This window comes from Aureimonas sp. N4 (assembly GCF_001463925.1).
Lineage (GTDB): Bacteria > Pseudomonadota > Alphaproteobacteria > Rhizobiales > Rhizobiaceae > Aureimonas > Aureimonas ureilytica_A.
This window is the reverse complement of record NZ_BBWS01000042.1, coordinates 194,243-212,565: the sequence shown is the minus strand read 5'-3', so window position 1 is coordinate 212,565 and position 18,323 is coordinate 194,243. Positions and strand designations below refer to the sequence as shown.

General features: G+C 61.6%; 15 protein-coding genes. 10 read left to right on the top strand and 5 right to left on the bottom strand.

The genetic code is table 11. The features are described 5' to 3' along the window. The first annotated feature begins 22 nt into the window (after positions 1-22). The 8 genes from AUL28_RS13545 to dnaE all read left to right on the top strand — a co-directional run bounded on the left by AUL28_RS13545 (position 23) and on the right by dnaE (position 11,967). Positions 23-1,633 (top strand): ribonuclease J, encoded by a 1,611-nt coding sequence (locus tag AUL28_RS13545; RefSeq protein ID WP_244493524.1) that lies wholly within the window; start codon positions 23-25, stop codon positions 1,631-1,633. A 38-nt stretch (positions 1,634-1,671) separates the two neighbouring features. Next, positions 1,672-1,938: a DUF1467 family protein gene (locus tag AUL28_RS13540; protein WP_058598276.1), complete on the top strand. Its 267-nt coding sequence runs from the start codon at positions 1,672-1,674 to the stop codon at positions 1,936-1,938. Between the two features lie 448 nt (positions 1,939-2,386). Next, complete coding sequence (gene proS / locus AUL28_RS13535; protein ID WP_062233460.1) at positions 2,387-3,709, top strand: proline--tRNA ligase; 1,323 nt, start codon at positions 2,387-2,389, stop codon at positions 3,707-3,709. A 55-nt stretch (positions 3,710-3,764) separates the two neighbouring features. Next, the gene (locus tag AUL28_RS13530; protein ID WP_244493520.1) at positions 3,765-5,024 is read left to right on the top strand and encodes a lipoprotein-releasing ABC transporter permease subunit; all 1,260 of its coding nucleotides are present in this window, start codon (positions 3,765-3,767) and stop codon (positions 5,022-5,024) included. Then, complete coding sequence (locus AUL28_RS13525) at positions 5,021-5,710, top strand: ABC transporter ATP-binding protein (protein WP_058598279.1); 690 nt, start codon at positions 5,021-5,023, stop codon at positions 5,708-5,710. The genes AUL28_RS13530 and AUL28_RS13525 overlap by 4 nt, the downstream gene beginning before the upstream one ends. A 275-nt stretch (positions 5,711-5,985) precedes the next feature. Further along, positions 5,986-6,531, top strand: a complete 546-nt coding sequence (locus tag AUL28_RS13520; protein ID WP_280137276.1) for a gluconate 2-dehydrogenase subunit 3 family protein — start codon at positions 5,986-5,988, stop codon at positions 6,529-6,531. Further along, positions 6,528-8,081, top strand: a complete 1,554-nt coding sequence (locus AUL28_RS13515; RefSeq protein WP_062233454.1) for a GMC family oxidoreductase — start codon at positions 6,528-6,530, stop codon at positions 8,079-8,081. Before AUL28_RS13520 ends, AUL28_RS13515 begins: the two co-directional genes overlap by 4 nt. 400 nt (positions 8,082-8,481) lie before the next feature. Then, positions 8,482-11,967, top strand: a complete 3,486-nt coding sequence (gene dnaE / locus AUL28_RS13510; protein WP_374701418.1) for a DNA polymerase III subunit alpha — start codon at positions 8,482-8,484, stop codon at positions 11,965-11,967. Positions 11,968-12,024: 57 nt separating this feature from the next. Here dnaE and AUL28_RS13505 read toward each other — a convergent pair whose 3' ends face one another. Further along, on the bottom strand, positions 12,025-12,669 hold the full coding sequence (locus AUL28_RS13505; protein ID WP_062233450.1) for a hypothetical protein: 645 nt from the start codon (positions 12,667-12,669) through the stop codon (positions 12,025-12,027). Further along, positions 12,669-12,980: a DUF3572 domain-containing protein gene (locus AUL28_RS13500; protein ID WP_058598283.1), complete on the bottom strand. Its 312-nt coding sequence runs from the start codon at positions 12,978-12,980 to the stop codon at positions 12,669-12,671. Before AUL28_RS13500 ends, AUL28_RS13505 begins: the two co-directional genes overlap by 1 nt. Before the next feature lie 118 nt (positions 12,981-13,098). On the opposite strand from AUL28_RS13500, the gene AUL28_RS13495 reads away from it, so the two are divergent. After that, positions 13,099-13,470 carry a response regulator gene (locus AUL28_RS13495; protein WP_058598284.1) on the top strand — a complete coding sequence of 124 codons (372 nt, stop codon included), beginning with the start codon at positions 13,099-13,101 and terminating at the stop codon, positions 13,468-13,470. 3 nt (positions 13,471-13,473) lie between these two features. Further along, positions 13,474-14,838 (top strand): PleD family two-component system response regulator, encoded by a 1,365-nt coding sequence (locus AUL28_RS13490; RefSeq protein WP_062233447.1) that lies wholly within the window; start codon positions 13,474-13,476, stop codon positions 14,836-14,838. 384 nt (positions 14,839-15,222) lie between these two features. Here AUL28_RS13490 and rpmG read toward each other — a convergent pair whose 3' ends face one another. The 3 genes from rpmG to rnr all read right to left on the bottom strand — a co-directional run bounded on the left by rpmG (position 15,223) and on the right by rnr (position 18,321). Next, complete coding sequence (rpmG, locus tag AUL28_RS13485) at positions 15,223-15,390, bottom strand: 50S ribosomal protein L33 (protein ID WP_019995293.1); 168 nt, start codon at positions 15,388-15,390, stop codon at positions 15,223-15,225. A gap of 211 nt (positions 15,391-15,601) precedes the next feature. Further along, positions 15,602-16,045 (bottom strand): DUF983 domain-containing protein, encoded by a 444-nt coding sequence (locus AUL28_RS13480; protein WP_062233445.1) that lies wholly within the window; start codon positions 16,043-16,045, stop codon positions 15,602-15,604. Then, positions 16,042-18,321: a ribonuclease R gene (gene rnr / locus AUL28_RS13475; RefSeq protein WP_062233442.1), complete on the bottom strand. Its 2,280-nt coding sequence runs from the start codon at positions 18,319-18,321 to the stop codon at positions 16,042-16,044. The genes AUL28_RS13480 and rnr overlap by 4 nt, the downstream gene beginning before the upstream one ends. Between the last annotated feature and the right edge of the window lie 2 nt (positions 18,322-18,323).

Sequence of the window (18,323 nt, the reverse complement as noted above, 5' to 3'; positions counted from 1 at the left end):
GGGCGGCATTGGCGAGATCGGTATGAATCTCGCGCTGTATGGCTATGGTCCGGCCGATAATCGCGAATGGATCGCAATCGATTGTGGCGTTTCCTTCGCCGGCCCCGAGATGCCGGGCGTAGATTTGATTCTGCCGGATACGACATTCCTGGAGTCCGAGCGCCATTCTCTTAAGGCTCTCATCATCACCCACGCGCACGAGGACCATTACGGGGCCGTTCTCGATCTCTGGCCACGTTTGAAGGCCCCGGTTTATGCGACGCCTTTCACGGCAGCGCTTCTCGCCGCAAAGCGTGAGGGCGAGCCGGGCGCACCGAAAGTGCCGGTCACCATTTTCAAGGCGGGGGATCGATTCGATGTTGGTCCGTTCTCGATCGAAGCGATCAACGTGACGCATTCGATCCCCGAGCCCGTGGCCCTCGCGATCCGGACGCCGTTGGGTACGGTTCTGCATACGGGCGACTGGAAGATCGATCCGACACCCGGTTTGGGTCAGCCGACCGACGAGGCACGTCTGCGCGAGATTGGCGACGAGGGCGTGCTCGCTCTCGTCTGCGACTCGACCAATGCGATGCGCGAAGGCGAGTCGCCGAGCGAGAAGCAGGTCTCGGCGTCCTTGTCCGAGATCATTCAGGCGGCCAAGGGCCGCGTAGCTGTTACAACCTTCTCGTCCAATGTCGGTCGCATTCGCTCGATCGCGCAGGCAGCCGAAGTCGCCGGGCGGCAAGTTCTGCTGATGGGCCGGTCCATGAAGCGCGTCGCCGATGTCGCGTCGGAACTTGGCTATCTCGAGTCGCTGGCGCCCTTCGTGGGCGAGCAGGATTTCGGCTACATCCCGCGGGAAAAGGCGGTCATCGTTCTGACCGGTAGTCAGGGCGAGCCGAGGGCCGCTTTGTCGAAGCTGTCGAAGGACGAGCATCCGGCCGTCGCCCTGTCTCGCGACGACACGGTGATCTTTTCATCGCGCAGTATTCCTGGGAACGAGAAGGCGATCAACGACATCAAGAACGCGTTGATCGAACGCGGCATCATCGTGATCGAAGATCACGACAAGCTGGTTCACGTGTCGGGCCACCCGAGGCGTTCAGAGCTGCGCCGCATGTATGAATGGACGCGTCCGAAGATCGCCGTACCCGCGCATGGCGAGCCAGCGCATCTCGTGGCACATGCTCAACTCGCGAAGGATCTCGGCGTACCCGACGTAGTTTCGCTGCGGAACGGGAAGATGGTGCGTCTCGCGCCGGGGCCGGCCGCCATTATCGATGAAGTGCCCGTTGGGCGGTTCTACAAGGACGGCTTCCTGATCGGCGGCACGAAGGAAATGGGCATCGACGAGCGCCGACGTCTGGCGTTCGCGGGACACGTTTCCGTTCTGGTCGAACTCAGCGCGAAGCTGGAACTGGACGTCGATCCCGAAATCGTTGCCATGGGGCTTCCCGAGCGCGATGAGAACGGCGACGAAATGGTCGAAATCCTGCTCGACGCCGCCGCTGGTGCGGTAGAGAGTATCCCTCGGGGCCGCCGCAAGGATGTCGAGCTCGTGCGCGAGGCCGTTCGTCGTGCTGTTCGCAGCGAGGCGCATGATGCATGGGGCAAGAAGCCATCGGTGACGGTGTTCGTCGTCAAGGGCTGAAATCTTTCCGCCTTAGAATACGTTGAGGAAGATATCAGATGAGCATCGTCACCTATGTTGCGATCTATTTCGTGATCTGGTGGACGGTGCTCTTCATCGTTCTGCCGATCGGCATGCGATCACAAATCGACGATGGCGATATCGTTCTCGGCACGGCCCACAGCGCGCCGAGCCGGTTCAAGGTTGGGCAAGCGGCGCTCCGCACGACGCTTCTCGCCTTCGCGGTCTTCGCAGTCTTTTATCTCGTCACGGAGGTCTGGGGATACAGCATCGACATGATTCCCCATATCGTGCCGGGAACCTGAGTGAGATTTCGGAGGGCCAGGCGATATAAAGCTGCCTAAAGGGAAGGCGCAGGCAAAAAAAATGCGAGGCCATGCCTCGCATTTTAGATCACAAACCTGGACCTTGCATCGACCCTTAAGTCGAGGCTGCGCGTTAGCGCGCCGAAGGTCACGTCCTCCCAAACGCGGTCTGCGGAAGTATGCGTCGTTCGACGCTTTTTGATGGACAGAACTTAGACTCGAAATCGTGGTGCTGTCGAGTGCGAATGGCAGAAATGTGACGATTTCTTTCTCATCGCGCCTAGGACTTGAGCATGGCATGCCTCGCGCAAGCTTCGTGCTCGCCGGATACGGTGCGATCCGGTTTGATGGACGGCCTGTCCTAGCTTCGCTTTGCATTCGGTGTTCGAGCCATTAAGAAGCCGGGGTAGGGTATCCCTTCTCCTTTCTCGCCGAGCTTCGAGTTCTCATGCGTCTGTCTCGCTACTTTCTGCCGATCCTCAAGGAAACCCCGAAGGAAGCGGAGATCGTCTCGCACCGTCTCATGCTGCGCGCCGGGATGATCCGCCAGCAGGCGGCCGGGCTTTATTCCTGGCTGCCGCTCGGTAAGCGTGTTCTGGACAAGGTCTCGCGTGTCATTCGCGAAGAGCAGGACCGCTCCGGCGCGATAGAGATGCTGATGCCGACGATTCAGTCGGCCGATCTCTGGCGCGAGAGCGGGCGCTACGACGATTACGGCAAGGAGATGCTGCGAATCGAGGACCGCCACGAGCGGGAGCTTTTGTTCGGTCCGACGAACGAAGAGATGATCACGGACATTTTCCGCTCCTATGTCCGCTCCTACAAGGACCTGCCGCTTAACCTCTACCATATTCAGTGGAAGTTCCGGGACGAGGTGCGTCCGCGCTTCGGCGTGATGCGCTCACGCGAATTTCTGATGAAGGACGCTTATTCGTTCGACATCGATTATGAGTCCTCGAAGACGGCCTATGACCGGATGTTCGTGGCGTATCTGCGCACCTTCGAGCGGATGGGCTTGAAGGCCATCCCCATGCGCGCCGATACAGGCCCGATCGGCGGCAAGCTCAGCCACGAATTCATCATCTTGGCCTCCACTGGTGAGAGCGAAGTCTTCTGCCATCGCGATTATCTCGATATGGCGGCACCGGGCGAGGGCGTCGATTTCACCGATGCCGCGGCCCTCGCCGACATCGTGAACACCTGGACCACGCCCTATGCGGCAACCGAAGAGATGCACGACGAAGCCGCTTGGAGCGCTGTGCCTGAGGGCGAAAGGGTCGCAGCCCGAGGCATCGAAGTCGGGCACATCTTCCATTTCGGTACGAAATATTCCGAGCCGATGAAAGCCTATGTCACCGGGCCTGATGGGAAGGACGCGCCGGTCTTCATGGGTTCCTACGGTATCGGCCCGAGCCGGTTGATCGCGGCCATCATCGAAGCGTCTCACGACGAGAACGGTATCATCTGGCCGAAGGGCGTTGCGCCCTTCGATGTCGGTCTCATCAATATGAAGCCGGGCGACGCCGAATGCGATGCGGTCTGCGAGCGTCTTTATGCCGAGCTGCAGGCAGCGGGGCAGGATGTCCTTTACGACGATCAGGACACGCGAGCGGGCGCGAAATTCGCAACGATGGACCTGATCGGCCTGCCGGTGCAGATCATTGTCGGGCCGCGCGGTGCCAAAGCCGGCGAGGTCGAATTGAAGCTGCGCGCCGGTGGCGAGCGCCAGACGCTGCCCGTGGGCGACGTCCTGCGTCGTCTCTCGGCTTGACGATCGGCGCCCGATGACGGTCGGTCCCGCAGCCGGCATCGCTCCGGAGCCCTTCATGAAGACCAAGCCTTTCTCGCGCTTCGAATGGATGATCGCGGGCCGGTATCTCCGGTCACGTCGGCGAGATGCGGGTGTCTCCGTCATCGCCGGCTTCTCCTTCGTGGGCATCATGCTCGGCGTGGCGGCGCTGATCATCGTCATGTCGGTGATGAATGGATTTCGAGGGGAGTTGCTGACGCGCATTCTGGGTGTCAACGGGCATGTCATCATGCAGCCCATGGATCAGCCGCTGACCGACTATGACGAGGTGGCCAAGCGCATCGCAGCTGTGCCCGGCGTCGCCTTCACCATGCCCTTGGTGCAAGGACAGGTTCTGGCAACGGGCACAAACAATGCCAGCACCGGCGCTCTGGTGAAAGGCGTTCGAGGGGCCGATCTCCTGCGGCTGAAGCCCATCGCGTCGAATATCAAACTCGGGACAATCGAGAATTTCGACACCAGCCAGGGTGTCGCGATCGGAAGCCGTCTGGCGGACTCGCTCGGGCTGCGCCTCGGCGACTCCATCACGCTCGTTTCGCCTGAAGGTGACGTGACGCCGCTGGGTGTCACGCCACGCGTCAAAGCCTATCCGATCGTCGCGATCTTCGAGATTGGTCTGTCGGAGTATGATGCCGCTTATGTCTATATGCCGCTCAACGAAGCGCAGCTCTTCTTCAATTCGGAAAACCAAGCGCAGTCGATCGAGATCTTCGTGAACGACCCAGATAAGGTGTCGGCCATGCAGGCGCAGATCGAGCAGGCGGCCGGACGGCCGAATTACACCATCACATGGCAGCGTCAGAACGAGAGCTTCTTTTCGGCTCTGGAGGTCGAGCGCAACGTCATGTTCATCATCCTGACCCTGATCGTTCTGGTCGCCGCGCTGAACATCATCTCCGGTCTCTTCATGCTGGTGAAGGACAAGGGCCGGGACATCGCGATCATGCGAACCATGGGGGCTACGCGTGGATCGATCATGCGCGTGTTTCTGATCACGGGCGCCTCGATCGGGATTTCGGGAACGCTGGCGGGCTTCGTTCTGGGTACGGTTTTCTGCCTGAATATCGAAAATCTCCGTCAGTTCTTTTCGTGGGTCTCGGGCACGACCTTGTTCAATCCCGAATTCTACTTCCTCAGCCGGCTGCCGGCCGAGATCGATGCCCGTGAGGTCGCGACAGTCGTGCTCATGGCGGTCGGTTTGTCCTTTCTCGCGACGATCTTCCCCTCGTGGCAGGCATCGAAGCTCGATCCCGTCGAGGCATTGCGTTACGAATGATGGATCAGGCTTCTCTTCGACTGGAGCGCGTCGAACGCCATTTCGCGCAAGGGGACGCTCGTCTCACGATCCTGGATCAGGCGGACCTCGCGATCATGCCGGGCGAGATGGTGGCGCTTGTCGCACCGTCGGGCTCGGGTAAATCCACACTTCTGCACATTGCCGGCTTGCTGGAGCGGCCAGACGCTGGGGACGTGGTCGTCAACGGGCAATCCTGCGGCGCGCTTGACGACGCCGGGCGCACGACCATGCGGCGCTCCGCCATCGGGTTCGTCTATCAGTTCCACCATCTCCTGCCGGAATTCTCGGCCCTGGAGAACGTCATGCTGCCCCAGATGATCGGCGGTCTTCGCCGGGATCTGGCGGCGGATCGGGCACGGGAACTGCTCGATTATATGCGGCTGGGCCATCGCACCAAACATCGCCCCTCCGAACTCTCGGGCGGCGAGCAGCAGCGGGTCGCGATCGCTCGAGCGGTCGCCAACAATCCCTTTGTGCTTCTGGCGGACGAGCCGACCGGTAATCTCGATCCGACCACGTCGAACTATGTGTTCGACGCCATGACCGCGCTGGTGCGCCAGTCCGGTGTGGCAGCGCTGATCGCGACACACAATCACGATCTGGCTCGTCGAATGGACCGCGCCGTGACGCTGTCCGAAGGGAAGATTCGGGATCATCGTCTCTGAGACAACAGGTTCGTCGCCCTGCGAGGGGCGGCGGCTCCTGCATCATGCGGCAACTTGCCGAGCGATCCGATGCAGCGTTTTCGCATCCACGTAGTTAGACGGCCACATTCGAACCGTTCCAACTGCGTTAGGACCTGCCTTTGTCCACTGCGTCCTCGATCGATACGCCGTCTCGATCTTTCCCTCTTTGCACCGATCTTGTTCCGCCGGAGCGCGTCAGCGATCAGCTGAAAGCTGAGCTGTTTCGACGAGCTTTGCCCGACGATCCTGCCACTGTGCCCCGTTCGTTCGACCAACGACAGTTGGACACCTTGCGAGCGATGGTCTCCCGTATTCTCCCCGATGCGGAAGCCTACGGCATCGACCTCGCGCTGCGCCTCGACGCGATGATGGCGGATCAAGAGGGAAACGGCTGGCGCTACGAAGCTCTCCCGACCGATCCAGACGCCTATCGCGCCGGCCTCGACACGTTGAACGCCTTGGCCGAGGCGAAGACCGGGCAGGGGTTCGATCTCCTGCCGGAAGCGGCGAGGGACGAATTGCTGGAAACGATCGGCCAGGGCAATGCCGTCTCCCCAATGCCGGCAGGACGCTTCGATGCCGAGCAGATGAAGCTCTGGTTCGAAGAAGTCCGATCTGACGCGGTTCGTCATTATGTCGCGCATCCCGCCATCATGGCGCGGATTGGCTACTCCGGCTTTGCGAATGGCGGCGGCACCGGATCGGCGTTCCAAGGCTTCGAGAACGTCGGCATCGACGAACGCGAGGCTTGGGAGCCTGAGCCGGTCTTATCGTTCGACCAATCGGAGCGCGCACGATGAAGCTCGACCGAATGGCACGTTATGGGCTGAACGAGGTCGTGGACGCTGTGATCATCGGGACGGGTGCCGGTGGATCGCCCCTTCTGGCGCGGCTGGCCGCAGCGGGCCTGCGCGTCGTAGCGCTGGAAGCCGGATCGAACCGAGACCCGAAAGAATACGCGGCGGACGAGGCGATGTCGTCCGATCTCTATTGGATGGATGAGCGCGTCAGCGGTGGCTCGATGCCGGAAGCGTTTGGTGCCAACAATAGCGGTGTAGGTGTCGGCGGCTCGATGCTGCATTGGGGCGCCTTCGTGCCGCGCGCCGACGCGCGCGATCTGCGCCTAGCGAGCGAGACCGGGAAGGGTCGAGATTGGCCTTTGTCACTCGACGAACTCATTCCCTACTATGAGGAAGTGGAGTCCTTCGTCGGCGTGTCAGGACCGGCATCTTATCCGTGGGACGCATCGCGCCGCTATGCGCTGCCGCCCGTTCTGCGGAACGCACCTGCGCAGGTTATGGCGAAAGGATGCGAGGCCGTTGGGGCGAAGGCGAGCGATGGTCCTGTCGCGGTCGTGTCACGTCGGTTCGAGCAACCGGACGCGCCAGTACGCGAGCCTTGCGTGAATTGCGGCTATTGCCATCAGGGCTGTCGCAATGGTGCCAAGACGTCGATGGACGTCACCTATCTTCCCCTTGCCGTCGCGCGGGGCGCGGAAATCCGGCCTGAGAGCTTCGCGGATCATTTCGAGTTTGACAGCCGAGGGCGGATCGTTGCGGTCGTCTACTGGCAGGCCGGGACCATGATGCGCCAGAAATGCGCACAGGTGTTTCTCTGCGCGGGGGCGATCGAGACGCCGCGCCTTCTCCTGCGGGAGGGGATCGCCAATTCCAGCGGTCAGGTGGGGCGCAACTATACAGCGCATGTCGCAACGCAGGTCTGGGGAACGTTCCCGCACGAGATGCGGATGAACAAAGGCTATCCGTCCTCGCTGATCACCGAAGATATGGTCCGGCCGAACGGAGCGGAATTTGCCGGCGGCTATCTCGTTCAAAGCCTGGGCGTGGTGCTCCAGACATGGGCGGACCAGGTGGCTCGCGGGCGAGGCCTCTGGGGACAGAAGCTCACCGACTATCTCGACCGCTACAACCACGTCGCCGGCATCGGCATCAATGGCGAATGCCTTCCGAGCGACGAGAACGTGATGACTCTATCGGACGAGCTGGATGGGAGGGGTATGCCCAAGCCGCTGATCCGCTTCGGGTACGGCGAGAATGAAAAGGCGCTCCGCGCCCACGCGGTTCGATTCATGACATCGGTCTGGGAAGCCGCCGGGGCGAGCGACATCTGGGTGCTCGATCGCACCGCCCATACGATCGGAACCTGCCGGATGGGCGTCGATGCGGGAGATAGCGTGGTCGATCCCTATGGCCGCAGCTTCGATGTGCCCAATCTCTGGATTGCCGACAATTCGGTCTTCCCCTCGGCGCTCGCAGCAAATCCGGCGCTGACCATCATGGCGCTGAGCCTTCGGACGGCGGACCGCTTTCTCGGGCGTTTGAACGGCTGAAGAGCGTCCATCCCAACCGCAAGCTTTCGAAGCCCCGCCCTGAATGCGGGGCTTTGTCATTTCAGCAACCATAATGGGCTTGTTCTTATTTTGTTCTTGCGTATCGCCAGGGAATGGAACAAATTGGGAACACAGATCGACGGAGGTTGTCATGCTGGTTCTCAGAGAAATCGCTTCGCTCACGGCCGTAGCCGCTTTCATCGCGAGCTTTGCCTTGATCCTTCATCTGATCTGACCCCACGCTTGCGGGAATGGTGAACAAGTCCGGATCAGGTCTGGACTCCGGCTCATGAATTGGAACACTGACGAATTCCTGGCTGCGGACATCGAAACCGAATCGATCCTCAATCCGGATTGCGAGCTTCGGCCTGACGGGTCTCTCAACGAGGTCCGTGCGGAAATCGGGAATATCGTCATGGCCGAAGAGAAGGCGGGCGCAGCGGCGCCCCTGCGTTTCATCCATCTTCGGGTGCACAGCGCCTTTTCTCTGCTCGAAGGCGCGCTGCGCGTCGACCAGATCGTCAAATTCGCCAAGAGCGATGGAGCGCCGGCAATCGGGATTGCCGATACAGGCAATCTTTTCGGGGCGCTGGAGTTTTCGGAAAAAGCGGCGAAATCCGGCATCCAGCCAATCATCGGGTGTCAGATCGAGGTCGATTTCCGCGACGTCGAGGGCAATCCGCGCGATCGCTCCGGCTTTGGATCGACGGGGTCGATCGTTCTTATCGCGGCGACGGAGCGCGGCTACGAGAACGTCGTGGAGCTCGTGTCCCGCTCCTATTTGGAACATGATGGAAACACGCGTCCGCACGTTCTGGCGGAATGGCTGGCCGAGCATTCGGAAGGCGTGATCGCGCTGACCGGTGGTCCGCTCGGACCGATCGGAGCCGCCATCGCGTCGGGCCAAAGCGTCGTCGCGCGTGCTCGTTTGGAAATGCTGGCCTCCGCCTTTGGCGATCGGCTCTATGTCGAATTGCAGCGCCATGAGGGCCGTGCCCGGCGTACGGAGCCCGAAACCTGCGCGCTGGCCTACGAACTGAATCTCCCGCTTGTCGCGACCAACGAGCCGTTCTTCTTCTGCAATGAAGATTTCGATGCGCATGACGCGTTGATTGCCGTCGCTTCGAACCGGCTCGTCAGCCACGAGGATCGCCGGCGCCTGACGCGGGATCACTGCCTGAAATCACAGGAGCAGATGGCGTTGCTCTTCGCCGATCTGCCCGAGGCGATCGAGAACACGATCGAGATCGCGCGGCGCTGTTCGTATCGCGTGCGCACCCGCAAGCCCATCTTGCCCCGTTTCGCTGGCGCCGATGCCGATGCGAGCGAGGCCGAGCTCGCCGAAGCGGCGGAGCTGCGCGCCCAAGCCGAAGCCGGGCTCGAGGCGCGATTGTCAGCGCACGGTCCCGCACCGGGCCAGACCGTCGAGACCTACCGCGAGCGGCTTGAGTTCGAACTCTCGGTCATCGAGCGGATGAAGTTCCCCGGCTACTTCCTGATCGTGTCGGACTTCATCAAATGGGCGAAGGCGCAGGGCATCCCGGTCGGACCCGGCCGTGGTTCGGGCGCGGGCTCGCTCGTCGCCTATTCGCTGACCATCACCGATCTCGATCCTCTCCGTTTCGCGCTTCTTTTCGAGCGCTTCCTCAATCCCGACCGCGTCTCGATGCCCGATTTCGACATCGACTTCTGCCAGGATCGGCGCGAGGAGGTCATCCGCTACGTTCAGCAAAAATATGGGCGCGAGCAGGTGGCCCAGATCATCACCTTCGGTTCCATGCAGGCGCGCGCCGTGCTGCGCGACGTCGGGCGTGTTTTGGAGATGAGCTACGGCCATGTGGACAAGCTCTGCAAGCTCGTGCCTCAAAACCCTGCCAATCCGGTGACGCTTGCGCAGGCACTGGAGGACGAACCGCGCCTTCAGGAAGAGCGGCGCAAGGAGGAGGTGGTGGACCGCCTTCTCAGCATCGCGCTGAAACTCGAAGGTCTCTACCGCCACGCCTCGACCCACGCCGCCGGTATCGTGATCGGCGACCGGCCCCTGTCGAAGCTCGTGCCGATGTATCGAGATCCCAGATCCGATATGCCGGTCACCCAGTTCAACATGAAATGGGTGGAGCAGGCCGGGCTCGTGAAGTTCGATTTCCTCGGCCTGAAGACGCTGACGACGCTGAAGACCGCTGTCGACCTGATCGCCCGGCGCGGTGAAAGGATCGATCTCGGCGCTGTTCCTCTGGAGGACAAGCCGACCTACGAACTCCTGACGCGCGGCGAGACGGTCGGCGTGTTTCAGGTGGAATCGGTTGGCATGCGCAAGGCGCTGATCGGCATGAAACCCGATCGGTTCGAGGATATCGTCGCTCTCGTCGCGCTCTATCGCCCCGGCCCGATGGAGAATATCCCGGTCTACAACGCCCGCAAGCACAAGGAGGAAGAGGTCGAGATCATCCACCCGAAGATCGAACCGATCCTTCGGGAAACGCAGGGCGTCATCATCTACCAGGAACAGGTGATGCAGATCGCGCAGGTTCTGTCCGGCTATACGCTGGGCGAGGCCGATCTGCTGCGCCGCGCCATGGGCAAGAAGATCCGCGCTGAAATGGATATCCAGCGCGTGCGCTTCGTGGATGGCTGCGTGAAGAACGGCATTCCCAAGGCGCAGGCCGATACGATCTTCGATCTTCTGGCGAAGTTCGCCGACTATGGCTTCAACAAGAGCCATGCGGCGGCCTATGCGCTGGTCTCCTATCATACGGCCTATCTGAAGGCGAACTACCCGGTCGAGTTCTTGGCCGCGTCGATGACGCTCGATATGGGCAATACGGACAAGCTCAACGACTTCCGACTCGACGCCAAGCGTCTGGGCATTCCCGTCGTGCCGCCGTCGGTGCAGCTTTCGCACCGGCCTTTCGAGGTGCGGGACGGGAAGATCATCTACGCGCTGGCGGCTATCAAGGGCGTCGGCGAGCAGGCGGTGGATCATATCGTCGAAAAGCGCGAGGAAGGCGGGACCTTCAAAAGTCTCGAGGATTTCTGCGCGCGGATCGATCCCAAGATCGTCAACAAGCGCACGCTCGAACATCTGATCGCGGCCGGCGCGCTGGACTGTTTCGGCATCGACCGTGCTCGCTTGTGCGGCAATCTCGAGAAGCTCTCCGCCTATGCCGCGCTGGCGCAGGCTGGCCGCACGTCCGGCCAGCATGATATGTTCGGTGGTGGCGGGGAGCCCGAACCGCTGAGGCTGGACGAGGTATCGGGATGGAGCACGGCGGAAAAGCTGCTGCGGGAGTTCCAGTCGATCGGCTTCTATCTGTCCGCTCATCCGCTGGACGAATACAAGGACGCCATGAAGCGTCTGAAGGTTCAGACCTACGCGGAAGTCGTCGCTGGCGTCCGCAAGGGGCAGACGGCAGGTCGCCTGGCCGGAACGGTGACATCGAGGCAGGAGCGCAAGACGCGCACCGGCGGCAAGATCGGCATCGTCCAACTCTCCGACCCGACCGGGCAATATGAGATCGTGTTGTTCACCGAAACGCTCATCACCTTCCGTGACAAGCTGGAGCCCGGCGCTTCGGTGATCGTCACGGTCTCGGCAGAAGATCGGCCGGAGGGCATCTCGTTGCGCGCGTCCGGCGTTCAGTCGCTGGAAGCCGAGGCCGAGAAGATGCAGAAGGCGCTGCGCATCTTCATGCGCGACGCCAAGCCGTTTTCGCTGTTCCAGAGTCAATTGCGCCAAGGCGGAGACAGCGACATCTCGCTGATCCTGTTGCGCGACGATGGCGACCGCGAAGTGGAGATCACCCTGCCGGGCAAGTTCCGCGTTTCGCCGCAGATGGCGAGTGTGATCAAGGCGGCGCCCGGCGTTCTCGACGTCGAGCTGGCGTAAGGCGGGAGCGCCGTTCGGAGCCGTTACCAACGTGGCACCGGATCGGCCGGATAGAATTCAGCCTGCCAGAAGGCGCTGGATCAGCCCTGCGGCCTCTGACCAGTTGTCGGCTCTCACGGTTCCCTTCGGCATCAATGGAAGGTGAGCGCGGAACTCACGGTTCGGCATGAGATGGACGAGATGAATATCCGGCGCGCTGCGCCGGGCTCCCTCCAGGTTGGGCGGGAGATCGTCCACAAACACGATCGGCCCCTTCCAGCGCTGGCGCATTTCGGCGAGGAGGCCACCTTTGGATCGCTCGGTGGCGATCATTGGATCGGTCAGCCCATGCTGATCGAGGAGGGTACGGCGCTGCGCGTAATAGTGCGGCGTCATCGCCGTCAGGAACACGATGTCGGCGCTTTCGCGAAGCTCACTCAGCGCTTCGGCGACACCCGCCACCGGCCGCTGCCGCTCGACCTGCTCGGTGTAGAGAAGGTCGGTGATGCGATCGAGCTCATGACCGGAGACGGCCGCGCCCGTCGAAAGCGATCGGACATTCCCGGTCAGCCGAAAGCTTTCGAAATGCAGTTGCGCGCCATGCTCGGCCAAGAGTTCACAGAAGGGCGCGATGAAATGCAGCACGACCTCATCGACATCCAGGACGAGCAAGGCGTCATGGCGCTTGGGCAGCGCATCGATCGAAGGACCGATCGTCGTCATCAGGAATAGGACTCCGCGTAGGGAAGTGCCAGGACGCGGCGCGCGGCCGAGATCCGCACGGCTGGGATGTCGAGATGGGCGGCGAGGTCCGTAACGAGTTTTTCGTCTGAAAGAACGAAATCCAGAACGCCCGCAAGAAACGCCGGCTCGCCCGCGGCTTGCCGAAGATTCTCGAGTTCGAGCCCGGTGAGGCGCAGAAACCGATTGAACAGAAGTCGATCGGTTGAGATGAATGTCAGGGCTTCGATCGCGAGACCGGCCGCCGTCTGTTCCAGATCGTCGCTTCCGCTGCGGTAGGTCTTGTTAATCATAACTGATTCCTTTCGCGGTCGAAGGACCGAATTGCCGAATTGTTAAATCAAATTACCCTAGCTTTGCCTATTGAAGGTCGGGAAACCGGACGAGTCACGTTCGGAAGAGGGTATTCGTATGACCAAGACCGTCATGATCGTCGAAGACAACGAGCTGAATATGAAGCTCTTTCGCGATCTGATCGAGGCTCACGGTTACCGCACGGTCCAAACCCGTTCGGGTTTGACGGCTGTCGATCTGGCGCGCGAGCATCGTCCGGACCTGATTCTGATGGATATCCAACTGCCTGAGGTCTCCGGGCTGGATGTCACGCGAGATTTGAAGGCCGATCCTGAACTGCGCTCGATTCCCGTTATTGCCGTCACGGCCTTCGCGATGAAGGGCGATGAAGAGCGCATTCGGAAGGGCGGTTGCGAAGCTTATATCTCCAAGCCCATCTCGGTTCTGAAATTCATCGAGACCATCAAGTCCTTCCTTGGCGATGCTTAACGCATGTCCGCCCGGATTCTGATCGTCGATGATATGCCCGTCAATTTGCGCCTGATGCAGGCGCAGTTGGCGGAAGAATATTACGACGTTCTCCTCGCGACGTCCGGGCAGGAGGCGCTGGATATATGCGGCCGCGAGATGATCGATCTCGTTCTGCTCGACGTGATGATGCCGGGCATGGATGGTTTCGAAGTTTGTCGGCGGCTTAAAAGCGATCCGCGCACCATGCATCTGCCTGTCGTGCTCGTGACGGCGCTGGACCAGCAGCAGGACCGTGTCCGGGGGCTGGAAGCTGGCGCCGACGATTTCTTGACCAAGCCGGTGCGCGGCCTGCCGCTTTTCTCCCGAATCAGAAGTCTCACCCGTCTCAAGATGTTGACGGACGAGCTGCGGATGCGCGCCGAGACGAGCACGAAGCTGACGGCGGCGCTCCAGCCCGCTCCCCCTCTCGATTCGGGGCTCAAGGGTCGAGTCTACGCCATTCTGGATGCGCCGGATCAGTCGCAGCGGCTGGCCCGCCTGATCGGCACCGAGCATAATTTGATCGTGATGAGCGAGCCGGACGCGGCGGTACAGCCCAAAGAAACGGTGGATCTTTTTATCATCGACCTGCGCTCGACCGGGTTCGACCCTCTGCGCCTGTGTTCGCGGCTGCGCTCTCAGGAAGCGACGCGGCAAATCCCCATTCTGTTGTTGGCCGCTCCGGAAGATGAGGCGCGGGTGGGGCGTGGTCTGGAACTCGGCGCCAATGACTACTGCCAGACGCCGCTCGACAAGAACGAGCTTCTGGCCCGTATCCGCACGCAGGTGCGTCGCCGGCGCTATGATGAAGGTCTGCGCCGCAGCTTTCAATCGACGCTCGAACTCGCGATCACGGACCCTTTGACGGGCTTGCACAACAGGCGCTTCTTCGACACCCATCTCAGGCCATTGATCGATCAATCCCGCCAGAGCGGACGGCCGCTCTGCGTCATGATGCTCGACATTGACCACTTCAAACACATTAATGACGCGTTCGGCCACGATGCCGGTGACGAGGTGCTGCGGCAGTTCGCCCATCGCATTCTCGCCAATTCTCGGGGAAGCGACTTGGCGGCGCGGATGGGGGGCGAGGAGTTTGCCCTCCTCATGCCCGATCTCAGCGAGGATGAGGCGTTGCAGGCCGCCGACCGTCTGCGTGAGGTCATTGCGGCGAGCCCCTTTGGTGCGGGAGACAAGGAGCTCCCCGTGACGGCAAGTTTTGGGCTGGCCATGTGGGCGGGGGAAGAGCCGCGCGAGTTTCTCAAGCGGGCTGATCTGGCCCTTTACCAAGCCAAGCGGGAAGGCCGCAATCGCGTGGTCCGGTCCACGCTTACAAGTATGATCTAGCTTTAACCATTCCTGAATAGATCAGGATCAATTTTCAGCTTCTGGATTGATTCCCTGCCGATTCTCGGCAAGTCTACGAAGCAGGGCGATATCAATAGACAGGCGAAAGCCTGATCTCTGGTTCCCCCATGGAATGCTCAGGTCCGCCGCATCTCCTGGGTCCCGTGGGGCGGTCGGTCGGCAGCTGGTCATATGCGGTATCCTCGTGCCGCGATCGGCAGTCGGCCGACCACTTTCGAGCGTCGCGCGTGCGCCCCATCCCCAACCGCTAATTCGAACGGCTGCGACGCAAGCGTATCATGCGGTGTGTCGTCGTGCTGTCAGGCACAAACGAAAACGCCGCCCCGAAAGGGAGCGGCGCATCGTCAGTCTATGAGACAGATCTTACTTGATCTTGGTCTCGCGGAACTCGACATGCTTGCGAGCAACCGGATCGTACTTCGTCTTGACCATCTTGTCGGTCATCGTACGGCTGTTCTTCGTCGTGACGTAGAAGAAGCCCGTGTCAGCCGTGCTGAGCAGCTTGATCTTGATCGTTGTAGCCTTGGCCATTGTGCGTCCATCCTGGCGTATCGTGGCCCTGCGTCTGACGGCGGGCCGGGCAGGCGTCGCACGGGGCATGCAGGACATGAGAGATTGTGTCTGGTCCATACCGCCGAAGCGGACAGAACCGAACGGAAGCGTGAAACCACGTTTCCTTATCGTCGCGGACACTACGCATGGGAGCGGCGAAGTCAAGATGCAGGCCTCGTGGGCCGAGCTTTCAGGCGTCGCTTTCCTCCGATCGGCCTCCGAAACCATGCATTCGCATGGCCCATTGCAGACCGATCGTCGCGCCTTTTAACGGGCGCAGGAGCACCAGTGACAAGGCGATCGTTACGGGAATCCAGATCGCCAGATGCGCCCAGAGCGGCAGGTCGCTCACCTTTTCCACGCCCATGAAAAGGGCGACCACGAGATGGCCGACGATGAAGATCGTGAGATACGGCGGCAGATCGTCGGCGCGGTGATGATGGAACACCTCGTCGCAGGCCTCACACTTGTCCACGCTTTTCAGGAAGCCGTGGAAGAGCGGCCCGCGTCCGCAGCGAGGGCAGCGCATCAGGAAGCCACGCGCCATGGCTTGGAGCGTGTCCCGCGGCTCGCCCAGATCTGCTATAGCTTCAGCGAGATGAGGATCGTCCGCTGGATGATCCGAAACGTTCATCGCTTTTTCCTCCCGCCCTTGCCGGCGATCTTGGGCTGGCGGCCGGGCCTGTGCAAGCGATGCGAACGTCGCGCTGCTTTGTGGAAGGAGCCGGTCGTTGCTGGCAAGTCGCGGGCTTCGGACAGCATTTCGAAGCGCATGGAGCCTGCCAGGGGAATCGCCTCGACCAGTTTGACCTCGACCGTATCGCCCAGCCGGAAGCCGCGCTTGGTGCGCTCCCCGATCAGGGCATGTCCCACTTCGTCATAGTGGTAATAGTCGGTGCCGAGCGTCGAGATTGGAATGAAGCCGTCCGCGCCGAAGGTCGGCAACTGGACGAAAAGCCCCGACTTCGTGACACCCTGAATCTTGCCCGTGAACTGGTCGCCCAGCCGCTCGGCCAGATGATGCGCGATCAGACGGTCTATCGTGTCGCGCTCGGCGGCCATGGCGCGGCGCTCGGCCTGGCTGATGGCTTCGGCCGTTTCCTCGAGATGCTCTTCGTCCTCCTTGGACAGGCTGCCGTCTCCGAGGCCCAAGGCTTTCACCAGAGCGCGGTGCACGATCAGATCGGCGTAGCGTCGGATCGGCGAGGTAAAATGCGCGTAGCGCGCGAGGTTGAGCCCGAAATGCCCCAGATTGTTTTGCGCGTACACGGCTTGGCTTTGTGAACGGAGGATCACCTCGTTCACAAGGCTCTCGTGCTCGGTCTCTTTCACGGCATGGAGAATGCCGTTGAAATGCGAGGGCCGCAGCGCGCCGGCCTTGGCCAATGGCAGGTCCAGCGTCCGTAGGAAGTCCCGAAGCGTTTCCAGGCGGGCGAGGGAGGGTGAGTCGTGCACGCGGTAGATCAACGCCTGTTTGCGTTGCTCCAGCACTTCGGCAGCCGCGACATTGGCTTGGATCATGAACTCTTCGATGAGCTTATGCGCATCGAGCCGCTCCGGTAGAATGACCCGATCAACCCGCCCGGCCGCGTTCAGAAGGATTTTGCGCTCGGGCAGGTCGAGGTCGAGCGGGCCACGCTGGTCGCGGGCCCGCTTCAAAGCCGCGTAGGCTGACCAGAGTGGGCGAAGAACAGTCTCGACGATGGTGGGGTCGACGAGATCCGGCGCTCCATCGATCGCCCCTTGAGCATCCTGATAGGCGATCTTGGCATGGCTTCGCATCATGATGCGGTGGAAGCGATGATCGCGCTTATGCCCGTCGCGATCGAAGATCATGCGGACGGCGAGGGCAGGGCGATCCACGCCGTCGCGCAGCGAGCAGAGATCGTTGGAGATTTGCTCCGGCAGCATAGGAACCACCCGGTCTGGAAAATAGACCGAGTTGCCGCGCAGCTTGGCTTCGGCGTCGAGCTTGGAGCCGGGTCGGATATACCAGGAGACATCGGCGATCGCGACGGTCACGACGAAGCCGCCGGGATTGGACGGGTCGGTATCATCAGCCGCGTGAACGGCGTCATCATGATCCTTCGCGTCCCGCGGGTCGATGGTGACGAGCGGCAGCGCGCGCCAATCCTCCCGATCCTGCATGCTGGCCGGTCCGGCTGCTTCGGCTTCCGCCAGCACGGATTTGGGAAACACGTGCGGGATCGAATGCGCGTGAAGCGCGATGGTGGAGATCGCCTTCTCCGTATGGAGGGAGCCGATGACCTCGGCAACGGAGCCGAGCGGCAGGCCCGATTTGACACGCGACGAGGGCTCGATCTCGACCAGATCTCCGTCCTTGGCGCCGCGCGTTTCTCCAGCCCCGATCAGATACTCGCTCTGCCGCCGCTCCACGGGCTCGACGCGGCCACCGCCGCCCGGCGCCGCGCGGAAGACGCCGAGCGCGCGAGCGGTCTTTCGCTCCAAGAGCCGAATGACATGAGCGAGCGGACCGTCCGGCGCCTCGAAGTCGAGCTGCGCGAGGACGCGATCCCCGACGCCCGCAATGGTGGCTTGGTCGCGCTTCTGACGAATGGCGAAGCGAGGGCGCGGGCCGAGATCGTTCTCGTCCCATCCGACGGGATCGGCCAGCAGACCGCCTTCATCGTCACGGTCTCGGATTTCCAGAACCGTCATCGTGGGAAGGGCACCCGGCTGGGTGAACTGCTTGCGCGTTCCCGCCAGGAGACCTTCCGACTGAAGATCCGCGATAATATCCTTCAACGTCACCCGCGCCGCGCCCTTGACCCCGAAGGCCTTGGCGAGATCGCGTTTCGTCGCCCGTTGCGGATTGTCCGCGATGAAACGCAGAACGGCTTCCCGGCTCAGCGAGCGCTCGTCGGTGGTCGGGATCGCTCGCTTGGCCATGG